We start from the raw sequence: 11,478 nt of genomic DNA, 5'->3' as shown, positions 1-11,478 counted from the left end.
TCAGCTCAGTATAAATTTATCGTAAAATTCAAATAACCATTTAGCATTTTGTTAGACATCATAAGCACTGACCGATGTAATTTTACGAATTCTAACAGTCAATTCCTTCACGATATAATTGACAGATAGAACCAACATCAAACCAATCATAAAAGATCCAATGATATCAAATGGAAAATGAACCCCAACATAAACCCTTGATAAACCAACGACCATACCGACAAAAATACCGAATACACCAATCTTCTTAAAGCCTGCTAACCAATATGAAAAGGCAATGATTGTGATGGTTAGGGTATGCTGACTGGGAAATGATGAACTTGGACCATGCCCAATAAGTTGATGACCTAGTCCTATTTCAAACGGACGTGGATGATGATAGAAAATTTCAGCTAAATCACTCAGGATTAAAGAAAGCAACACAATTAAAAGTGTTTTAGCGAATAAATAGTTATAGATCTTCCATTGGTAAACCAATAAAAATAAAAGAAAACATATAAAAACTGTATTTAAATCATGAGCTGTAAATATGGCAACTCTATCCACAATCGCATTCTGAGTCGCAAATGAGTTTATGCAATCAAACAAGTAAATGTTTAAGCTTTCAAATATCATTGCATATTTATCTTTTTAGATTCGCTCATCGCAATATATAAGCGAATCATGAAAGAATGATTAAATCTCTATCAAAATTAATTTTAAATAATCTCTAGCTCTTGCATTTCACTAAGCAAACTTTTTACGATATTGATTAGGTGAAATTCCCGTCCAATGACAATACGCTTTCCTAAAGTTTGAAGTATCTGAAAAACCAAGCCTTTCAGCAATTTCATCCATACTCAGTGTTGTCGCCGCTAGATATTCATCGGCAAGACGTGTTCGCGTACTATCCAATATTTCTTGATAACTCACATTCAAATCGGCTAAACGGCGATATAAGGTTCTTTTAGATAGATGTAATTGATCTGCCATCTGTTGAGCAGTTGGAAAATTCCCAACACTGTCCAAGAAAATAAGACGAATCGTTTTGATCAGTTCAGATTCCTCATCATTTTCATCACCCAACATCCGTTCACAAAAAGACTGACACATATCCGCAGTAATCGGATTTGCATTTGGACAAGGTGCATCTAACCATGCTAAATCGAAATGCCATTGCATCACCTCTGCATCAAACTCTACAACACAACCAAATACCTTTTGATATTCATCTGCATATTCAGGGGCAGGATAAGGCAGTAATAACCTTTTAGATTGAAATGGCGCTTCGAGTACACACTGAATTAAGGTCTGCATTGAACTAAACCAAAACTCGCAAATTAATGGTAATAAATGCCCTAAAGCAATAATTTCTTTAGCTTCAAAAATTGCAGTATCATTTTGTATATAAAATGATTTTTGCAGTACAGGACTGGCTAGTTTGATATGTCGAATACCAAGTTCGACGGCTTGTTGAAAATTACGGGAAGAGTACAGTGCATAACCGTACACCCCGAAATCTGATAATTTTTGTTTTTGGCCTGCCCTAAGCCCGATCAATGGATCTTTAGACAAAGATTGGATATTTTGAAATAACTTCAACTTTTGATATTGAGATATTGTTGTGGTCGCACTTGTTAACGCATCATGCGTAATACCCGTACCATCTAATATCTGAGCGATGGAATATCCTTGTTTTTGCATTTCATCAAACAAACTGCTTAAACCAAGTATAGGCGTGCCTTGACCGAATAGCGTATGATCATAACGAGCTTCAATATAAATATTTTGCTCAATATTCTGTTTAGGCATTTTTACTTTATCCATTCGATCAGTAGATAATGGCACTAAATTACTTTTTGTTGTCTCAATTTAACATCGACTAAAAATTCAATCAATCATAAAGTCTATTTCTACCAATAAGCATGGAAGGAGCAACAATGACACTTTCTCATTCGCAGGAATTTAGCGACTCGGCAACTAAACATATGCACTTGGTATTCGCCCAACAACGTGCTGCTTTTGATGCGAATCCTTATCCTGATCTCGATGCTCGACGTACAAAATTATTCAAACTTAAAAAACAAATTATTCGTTATCAAGACGTCATTGCAACTGCTATCAATAGCGATTTTAGTTCTCGATCGGTAGATGAATCAAAGCTATTGGATTTATTAGGCTCTGTTTTGGAAGCAGAACATGCCATTCGACATTTACGTAAATGGATGCGACCGAGTAAACGAAGTACTGAATTACTGTTTTTATCAAACCGTCTGGCTGTCCAATATCAACCGAAAGGTGTGGTCGGTGTGATTGTGCCGTGGAACTTCCCCGTTTATTTGGCGCTTGGTCCATTGGTTGCGGCAATCGCTGCGGGCAATCGAGTCATGATTAAACTGCCCGAAATTACACCTGCAACTAATGCAGTGCTGAGACGTATGCTGGCTGAAGTTTTTTCTGAAGATGAAGTTTGTATTTTCGGTGAAGAAATTCTTAATCCTGCACAATTCACATCACTCCCTTTTAACCATATTGTATTTACTGGTTCACCTGCAATTGGTCGAGTGGTAATGCGTGCAGCAGCAGAAAACCTAACGCCTGTCACATTAGAATTAGGCGGTAAATCCCCTGCGCTTGTCAGCCGTCATTATCCATTAGCCGATGCAGCTAAACGGGTATTGCATGGTAAGGCAACCAATTGTGGGCAAATCTGTGTTGCACCTGACTATGCACTTGTACCCAAAGAACAAGTGAATCAGTTTGCAGAAGAATGTAAAAAGAATTTTACGGCGATGTATGGCAGTAACATCAGCAATAATTCTAACTATACCTCTATCGTCAATGATCGCCATTTCAAACGCCTATTAGAAATCCTAGACGATGCCAAAGCCAAAGGCGCTCAAATTATTGCCTGTGCCGAATATGATCGTGACAAAGATGCGCGTCGTATGCCTGTACATATTGTACTGAATTGCACACCCGATATGCGTATTCTAAAAGAAGAGCTGTTTGGCCCAGTATTGCCCGTAGTGGCTTACGATAGCCTTGATGATGCAATTGCCTATATCAAAGCAGGTGAACGACCTTTAGCACTCTATTGTTTCACCCATGATTCAACCGAACGTGACTACATCTTAAAACAAACTCATTCAGGCGGTGTCACGATTAATGATTGGGGCTGGCATGTGGTCAACCATGATGCACCATTTGGTGGTATTGGTAACTCGGGTATGGGGACTTATCACGGTGAAGAAGGTTTCCGTGAGCTTTCACATGCGAAAACGGTTTTTGCTCGCCATCGCTTCTTCCCAACGCAATTATTCTATCCACCTTATGGCACTTGGGTACAAAAACTGGCATTAAGTTTCTTCTTGAAAAAAGGCGATCCAAACTTAAAATAAACGGTTTATTCGTCAGAAAGAGAGTTTTGCAAACTCTCTTTTTATTTTTCAATTTAGGATTGTCCTTGGAAACGTAACCCCACGCCTGCAATGGTAAAAATATATTTTGGAGTGACCGCAGAATCTCCAATTTTGCTGCGGAGTTTTTTCACCAAGATTCGAAGATAATGGGTATCTTCTTCATGACTAATGCCCCATAACTCGGTCATAATTTGCTTTTGCGTAACAATCTTCCCCTGATGACGAATCAATAGTGCTAACAGTTGAAATTCCTTTTTTGTGAGAACAATTTCTTCATTCGCGAACGTCACCGCATGTTCAGCCACGTCCACAGATAATTGACCATCATCAAATACAATATTCTGTTCAGACTGTTGTGGTTTATTGCGAAACATTACCCGAATACGGGCACATAATTCCTGAATGCTAAACGGTTTAGTGACATAGTCGTTTGCACCTGCATCGAGCAATTTAATTTTTTGATTTTCATCAGGACGGGCAGATAGCACAATTACAGGAATATCTGACCATTGCCTCATCTCAGTCAATACTTCCTGTCCTTCCATATCTGGCAAACCCAAATCTAAAATCAGTAAATCCGCACCTCGTGTTGCCAAAATTTCTAAGCCTTTCATGCCATTTTCAGCAACATGCACCTGATAACCTTGCGCACGCAAAGCAATGTCTAAAAATTTTCGAATTTGAGGTTCATCATCAATAATTAAAATTGATGCATTCGGATGGGTTGTTTGCGGCATAAATAATAATTTTAATCCTGATATAACGGTAATCGTATGCGAATTAAGGTGCCTTGACCACCTGTTCCAGCAAAAGCTTCAATACTGCCCATATGTGCGCCAATAATTGCTTTGACAATCGCAAGCCCTAAACCTGTCCCCGTTTTACCGCGATCGCCACGCTGCATGGTATAGAACATATCAAAGATTTGCTCGCGTTCATCTTCGGGAATGCCAATCCCTTGATCGATAATGTCAATTTGCAGAAATTGTTCCTCTTGCTGAATCTTTATTTCAATCGGAACATTCTCTGGTGAGAATTTTGCAGCATTTTCCAAGACATTAAAAATGGCTTGTTCAATCAAAGCAGGATGCACATACAATTGCGGAAGTTCTTCCGCCAAAGCAACTTCGATTTTCACCTCAGGCTGATAGCGTTTCAGCCGTTGAGTTGCCGAGCCAATCAGCTCATCTGCACCGATCCAAGCACGAGTTAAAGTCAAACCCTGATGACCTAGTCGAGTCATATCCAATAGGTTTTGAATATAACGATCCAGTCGTTCCCCTTCAATGTGAATGGTGTCTAATAATTCATGTCGATCGCTTTCAGGCATCTGTTCGCCATAATATTTAAGCGTATCTGCTGAACCAATCATCGCGGCTAAGGGTGAACGTAAATCATGCGAGACCGAAGAAAGTAAAGCTGAACGCAACTTTTCCGTTTCAGCCACCACACGAGAATTTTCTAACTGTAAAGACAGTTGTACCCGAGCAACAGTTTGGGCAATATCCTCAATCATCAACTCAGTTAAACGTTGTAATTCAAAACTGATGGTTTGAGCATTTTGATTAAACCGAATTGCAATCACGCCATATTCTTTCACTAAATTTAGTGGAATAAACCACCATTCAGAATTGGTCAGTGTGTTGGTAAAGCGTCCACAGGGTTTCGCATTCTTCTGCGTCCAATCTGCGGCTATTTGATCTTTTTCATTTAAAGCAGAAACATCACCCAAAGACTGATTTTCAACTTTTAACCAGACCGTGGCATTTAATGAGGTTTCCAAATGTTGTTTGGCGACGGTTAATACCTGTTCAATATCCACACAGGTCGATAGTTTCCTTTCCAATTCTTGCAACTGTAACGAGACTGAATTTGCAGCACGTAAACTCAAGACCTGCGCACGTAATTGGTTGGCTAAACGCCCGACCAGTAAGGCTGAGACAATAAACGTAATGATGGTAATCACGCCTCGTTCAGCACTAATCATAAAGGTAAATCGAGGTTCGATAAAAAAATAGTTATAGAGTAGAAAACAGATGAATACGCTGATAATTGTAATCAACATGCGTGCGCGTATCGCAACTAGTAATACGGTCACAATAAAAATTAAGGCTAAATCACTATACCCAATAAAATGATCACTGATTGCAGCCACAATCAGTCCTAGCAATACAATGATAATACTCTCAAACACTTCACGTTGATTAAACGCCAAGCCTTGTTCCAGCCAAGATGAATGCGCCACATCTTTCTGCAAATGCTTTTCATTATTTTTGGCTTTTAAAGGCTGAACAAAGGTGATTTCAAAAGGATGCTGTTTCTCTAACAGTTGATCGGCAATATGATCTGAAAATAGGCGCTGCCATAACGATTTTTGAGGGCTTTTTCCGAGCAAAATATTAGATGCACCATGATCATAAGCCGCCTGTAAAATGGTCGATGCAATATGATTGCTATACAGCAAATAGGTATCGGCACCGAGCTTACGCGCTAGATTAAAAGCCTTCGTCACTGCAAAGGCTTGAGGCGTTTCAACCTTACTTTTTTGAATCGAAATGACGCTCCACGTTGCATTGCGCCTTTCCGCAATCCGATGCGCACGGCGTACCAAATCTTCAGAGAATTCAGAACCATCAATTGCCAACATGACGTGATTTTGAATCGGAATAATCTGCCCTTGCGCAACAAATTTTTCTCGATAATCAATATCGACTTGCCCTGCAACAGTTTGAATTGACAGATCACGTAACGCTGTCAAATTTGCAGCTTTAAAAAAACCTTGTAATGCATGAGGGGCAACATCGGCGAAATAAATCTTGCCATGATTCATTCGTTCTAATAATTCAGGAACAGGTAAATCAACCAGTCGAATGTCTTTCAAACGTTTCAGTAATGCATCGGGGACAGTTTCAGTGACCCGAATCCCCGTAATTTGAAAAACCACATCATTCAGACTTTCCAAATGCTGAATATTTAAGGTGCTATACACATCAATGCCTGCATCCAACAACTCATTGACATCTTGCCAACGATATTCATGCCGACTATTGGGTATATTGCGATGGGCCAATTCATCAACAAGCACAATTTGAGGCTTTAATTTAAGAATTTGGTCGAGATCCATCTCTTCCAACATTCGCCCCTGATATTCCACAGACTTTCTTGGAATAACATTCAACCCTTGAATCAAACGTTCGGTATCAGATCGACCGTGGGTTTCTACGACCCCAACCATCACATGCTGCCCTTGTTGCATCAGTTCATGCGCTCGGGTCAGCATGGCATAGGTTTTCCCAACCCCAGGTGCTGCACCCAAGAAAATGGTTAAACGTCCAGATTGTTCACGTTGACTATGTGCCAACCATGCATCTGCTTTATTGTTTCGGTCGATCTGCATAAGGTCTGCTCTATCAACGTATGGTCGATGACAATTGCTCTAAGGCTAAATTTAACTGCAACACATTCACTCGCGCTTGCCCATATACGCCGAACTGTGCAGGCTGAATTTGTTGTTGTACCAAATCACGAACTTGTTGCTCAGGTAAATGACGTTGCTGTGCCACTCGTTTCACTTGTAAAAAAGCACTTTCAGGTGAAATATCAGGATCAATCCCACTACCTGATGCTGTCACCATATCGTTCGGCACGTGTTGCTCAGTAATATGATTATTCTGGGCAAATCGCACTGTTCGCTCTTTAATTTGTGCTTGTAAATCAGGATTAGAGATTGCCAAATTACTGCCTGCCATGCCATCGACATTGTAACTTACCGCACTTGGTCGTCCATGGAAATATTGTTCACTAACAAAGTTTTGCCCTACCAAGCTTGAACCAATAATTTTACCATCCAGTTCAATGACACTACCATTGGCTTGTTTGGGAAAGATCAACTGCGCAATGGAAACACTTATCGCACTATACAACACACCTGCAATCAAAAAGCCAACCAAGATCAAACCAATACTCGGGCGTAGGACTGAATGTCCTTGATTAGATAATGCCAAGTCCTGTTGATTCAATTGCTCATGACTCAATAAAGTATTCATTTCCAACTCCTAAATCCACAATGACACAACAAGGTCAATCAGCTTGATCACAATAAACGGAAAGATCACACCACCTACACCATAGATCAGCATATTACGGCGTAACAATTGCAGCGCACTGGCAGGTTTGAATTGAACGCCTTTGAGTGCCAATGGAATCAGCATTGGAATAATCAAAGCATTAAAGATCAAAGCGGAAATCACGGCACTGCTTGGACTACTAAGCTGTAAAATATTAAGTACCCCAAGTTGTGGAATCGCCACGGCAAACAATGCAGGTAAAATCACAAAATACTTAGATACGTCATTTGCTAACGAAAAAGTGGTTAATGCTCCACGAGTAATCAATTGCTGTTTACCAATTTCAACCACATCTAGCAATTTGGTCGGATCGGAATCCAAGTCCACCATATTGCCTGCTTCTTTGGCAGCCTGAGTACCCGAATTCATGGCTAAACCAATATCAGCTTGCGCCAAGGCTGGTGCATCATTGGTACCATCACCCACCATTGCGACTAATTTTCCTGCGGCTTGCTCTTTACGAATACAGGCTAACTTATCTTCTGGTCTAGCTTCAGCAATATAATCATCTACACCTGCTTCAGCGGCAATTGCAGCTGCGGTCAAAGGATTATCCCCTGTTACCATGATGGTTTTAATCCCCATCTCTCGTAACAATGCAAAGCGCTCTTTAATCCCTTGTTTAATCACATCCGACAATTCAATCACACCTAAAATTGTATGATTCGATGCAACAACCAATGGCGTTGCGCCTTTGGATGCGACTTGCTCTACACGAGTTTTCAGCTCAATGTTGTCTTGAATATTTTGATGGGTAAAGTTAAGAATGGCATCGACAGCACCTTTACGAATCTTTTGCCCTGTCGCCAAATCCACGCCAGACAACCGTGTCGATGCACTAAACTGAATGAATTCGGCATCTTGAGGCTCACGAATGCTCTCTCTCATTTCTTTACCCAAACTCACCACGGATTTACCCTCAGGGGTTGGATCAGCAAAAGAGGTCAGCATGGCTGCTTGGCGCAATTCACTTAGCGTTACACCTGCCAATGGATAAAAGGCGTTGGCTTGACGGTCGCCATAGGTGATCGTGCCTGTTTTATCCAACAGCAACACATCAATATCACCTGCAACTTCAACCGCTTTCCCTGATTTGGCTAAGACATTGGCTTTTAACGCACGGTTCATCCCCGCAATCCCAATCGCAGGCAACAAGCCACCAATCGTAGTTGGAATCAAACAGACCAACAGTGCAATCAGTAAGACGATACTGATTTTGATCCCGACCATTGATCCAATAACAGGTAAAGTCAGCACCACCACAATAAAGGTGATGGTCATAATATTGAGTAAGATACTCAATGCGATCTCATTTGGTGTCTTTTGACGGTTGGCACCTTCCACCAAGGCAATCATACGGTCTAAGAAGCTATGCCCTGCTTCATTACTGACTCGAATAATAATTTCATCGGACAAAACCTTAGTTCCGCCAATCACCCCTGAACGGTCGGTATTGGCTTCACGCAGTACGGGCGCAGATTCACCTGTAACGGCTGATTCATTAATCGTGGCAAAACCCTGAATAATCTCACCATCCGCAGGAACAATTTCACCTGCTTTGACGATGACGAGATCATCCTTTTTCAGTAAATTTGCAGAAATCACTGTCGGTACGGCATTCAGGTCGGCAATTCGATTAGCCGTTAAGTTTTCACGCGCCTGACGTAAAGATGCAGCTTGTCCACGACCTTTGGCTTCTGCGACCGCTTCGGCATAATTGGCAAATAAGACCGTGACCAATAAAATCAAACTTAGGGCCAAACCAAAACCTAAACTGGCATTTCCCATCAAAGTGGCAACAAGGGTTAAAACCGTTCCCACCCAGACACATGCCATCACTGGATTTTTAAACGCGTGTTGAGGCAGCAATTTATGGAAAGTTTGTTGAATAATTTCTTTATTAAAAATATCCATCTGTTGTGTCGCATTTGAATGTTTCATTGTGCTTGCTCCACGCTTAAACTTTTATCGACAAATAGTCAGCAATTGGCCCAATCACCAACACGGGCATAAATTGCAACAAGGTGAGGATCAGCACGATCCCGATTAAAGTCAGGGCAAAGGTTGGAGATTCGATCTGTAAAGAACCTTTGCTTTCGGCTGCTTGCGGTTTGGTTGCTAAACTGACTGCAATTAAGACTGGAATAATCAATACGCTATAACGCCCTGCCAATAACGCTACACTGGCACTTAGGTTCCACCATAAAGTGTTATCGCTTAAGCCTTCAAAACCAGAACCATTGTTGGCATAGGCAGAGACATACTCATAAAACACTTGGCTAATGCCGTGAAAAGCTGGATTTGAATTCCCTGTCATGGAGGGAAAGGCAATTGCAGTCAAACTAAGAATCACCACAGGCTGTAACAAGATTACAAAAGCCAATAACTTAATTTCAGTGACTTCAATTTTTCGACCAAACAATTCAGGGGTACGCCCCGTCATCAAACCTGCGATAAATACGGCAAGAAACAGGTAAATAAAGAACTGTAATAGCCCACAACCAATCCCACCCCAAATGGCATTGATCAACATATTGCACAGTTCAACCAATCCCGTCAGTGGTGAGGCAGAGTCATGCATCATATTGACTGAGCCGTTATTCACTTGTGTGGTCAAGCTTCCCCACAATGCCGATGCTTCAGCACCGAAACGCATTTCCTTCCCTTCCATCAAAGCAGTATTTGGAGTGAGCGAAGATTTTTCAGCCCACAGGGTCAATAGCGTTGAAGAAAGAGACATCAGCAACATGCTGCCAAAAATCATCCACATCAGTTTTTTACGTTGAATAAAATGTCCAACCATAAACACCGCAGAAAGTGGAATCAGTAAAATGGCAATCATCTCAATCACATTCGACAATGGGGTTGAATTTTCTAAAGGCACACTACTGTTTGGGCCATACCAACCGCCACCGTTACTACCCAGTTGTTTAATCGCCACCATCGGTGCAACTGGGCCGAGTGGAATATCTTGAGTTTTGACTTCTGTGCTTTGCTCTAAAACTTGCGCTGTTGGCCCCGCAGATAAGGTTGCTGGCACACCTTGAAAAGTGAGTAGTAAAGAAAAAATAAATCCCAAAGGAATGAAAAATCGAAATAGTGGTCGGATGATATCCATCCAGTAGTTACCCAAATTAATACGATTCCATTTGTTTTGATCTAGGTCTTGTTGTTGAGCTGATTGTAAAAATAATGCTCTTAACATTGCGACTAATAAGGCAAGTCCCATAAGTGGCGACAAATATTGCAATCCTACAATCACGGTCATTTGCGATAGATAAGAGAGTTGAGACTGCCCCGAGTAATGCTGCTGGTTGGTATTGGTCAGAAATGAAATGGTGGTATGTAAAGCCAAATCCCAATTCATATTCGGGATATGATCAGGATTCAATGGTAGCCATGCCTGTGTCATTAAAATAGTGACACTTGCAGCAAGCAGTAGAACATTGCTCAGAACAAAAGCACCCAAATATTGTCGCCAGTTCATCCCACTGCGCTTGACGCCCAGTAGCGCATAAATCGGTTGCTCAATCCTTTTAAACAAAGCGTCACTTTTCATTGGTTTGGCTTGCATTACATCCGCAAGATAGTGTCCGAGCGGATAAGCCAACAACAATGAAAAGACAAATACAGTAATAAATTCCCACATAGCAAATGCCATTTAAAATAGGTCATCATTAGTATGGAAATTGAGAGCGTAAATTCTCTATATTGAAAAAACCAGTAGACGTAAATTTTGCGTAAAATTATTCCTAAACTCTTCTCTGTAATGCCAAAGAATGCTTTAAAAAAAATTATGGAGAAAAATTTCTTAATTTTTACAAAAAATCTTTGACCTTATTAAAAAAAAATTAAAAAGAAATGCAAAAACAAAACACCTTAAATTATTAGCAATACTTTATATTTATCAATATATTACCAACAAAACACAAATGCATACAAATTTAAAT

At 40.6% G+C, this 11,478-nt stretch carries 8 protein-coding genes; 1 reads left to right on the top strand and 7 read right to left on the bottom strand.

What is annotated here, in order from left to right:
- Positions 1–51: 51 nt before the first annotated feature.
- The gene (locus CDG56_RS00115) at positions 52–615 is read right to left on the bottom strand and encodes a phosphatase PAP2 family protein (protein ID WP_087543251.1); all 564 of its coding nucleotides are present in this window, start codon (positions 613–615) and stop codon (positions 52–54) included.
- A 111-nt stretch (positions 616–726) separates the two neighbouring features.
- Positions 727–1,791: an AraC family transcriptional regulator gene (locus CDG56_RS00110; RefSeq protein WP_087546540.1), complete on the bottom strand. Its 1,065-nt coding sequence runs from the start codon at positions 1,789–1,791 to the stop codon at positions 727–729.
- Between the two features lie 128 nt (positions 1,792–1,919).
- Between CDG56_RS00110 and CDG56_RS00105 the strand changes: the two genes are divergently transcribed.
- Positions 1,920–3,380, top strand: coding sequence for a coniferyl aldehyde dehydrogenase (locus CDG56_RS00105; RefSeq protein ID WP_087535749.1), 1,461 nt, complete (start codon positions 1,920–1,922; stop codon positions 3,378–3,380).
- A 53-nt stretch (positions 3,381–3,433) separates the two neighbouring features.
- Here the strand turns inward: CDG56_RS00105 and CDG56_RS00100 are convergent, their stop codons facing one another.
- The 5 genes from CDG56_RS00100 to kdpA are packed head-to-tail and all read right to left on the bottom strand — an operon-like array spanning position 3,434 to position 11,177.
- The gene (locus CDG56_RS00100; protein ID WP_005161904.1) at positions 3,434–4,138 is read right to left on the bottom strand and encodes a response regulator; all 705 of its coding nucleotides are present in this window, start codon (positions 4,136–4,138) and stop codon (positions 3,434–3,436) included.
- 11 nt (positions 4,139–4,149) lie between these two features.
- Positions 4,150–6,798: a sensor histidine kinase gene (locus CDG56_RS00095; protein WP_087546539.1), complete on the bottom strand. Its 2,649-nt coding sequence runs from the start codon at positions 6,796–6,798 to the stop codon at positions 4,150–4,152.
- A 13-nt stretch (positions 6,799–6,811) separates the two neighbouring features.
- Positions 6,812–7,447, bottom strand: coding sequence for a potassium-transporting ATPase subunit KdpC (gene kdpC / locus CDG56_RS00090; RefSeq protein WP_087535746.1), 636 nt, complete (start codon positions 7,445–7,447; stop codon positions 6,812–6,814).
- A 9-nt stretch (positions 7,448–7,456) separates the two neighbouring features.
- Entirely contained in the window at positions 7,457–9,469 is a 2,013-nt protein-coding gene (gene kdpB / locus CDG56_RS00085; RefSeq protein WP_087546538.1) for a potassium-transporting ATPase subunit KdpB, read from the bottom strand.
- Positions 9,470–9,485: 16 nt separating this feature from the next.
- Positions 9,486–11,177, bottom strand: coding sequence for a potassium-transporting ATPase subunit KdpA (kdpA, locus tag CDG56_RS00080; RefSeq protein WP_087546632.1), 1,692 nt, complete (start codon positions 11,175–11,177; stop codon positions 9,486–9,488).
- Positions 11,178–11,478 lie beyond the last annotated feature (301 nt).

It is taken from the genome of Acinetobacter sp. WCHA39, from assembly GCF_002165385.1.
Taxonomy (GTDB): Bacteria; Pseudomonadota; Gammaproteobacteria; order Pseudomonadales; family Moraxellaceae; genus Acinetobacter.
The sequence above is the reverse complement of the archived record's forward strand: the minus strand, read 5'-3'. Positions and strand labels throughout refer to the sequence as shown.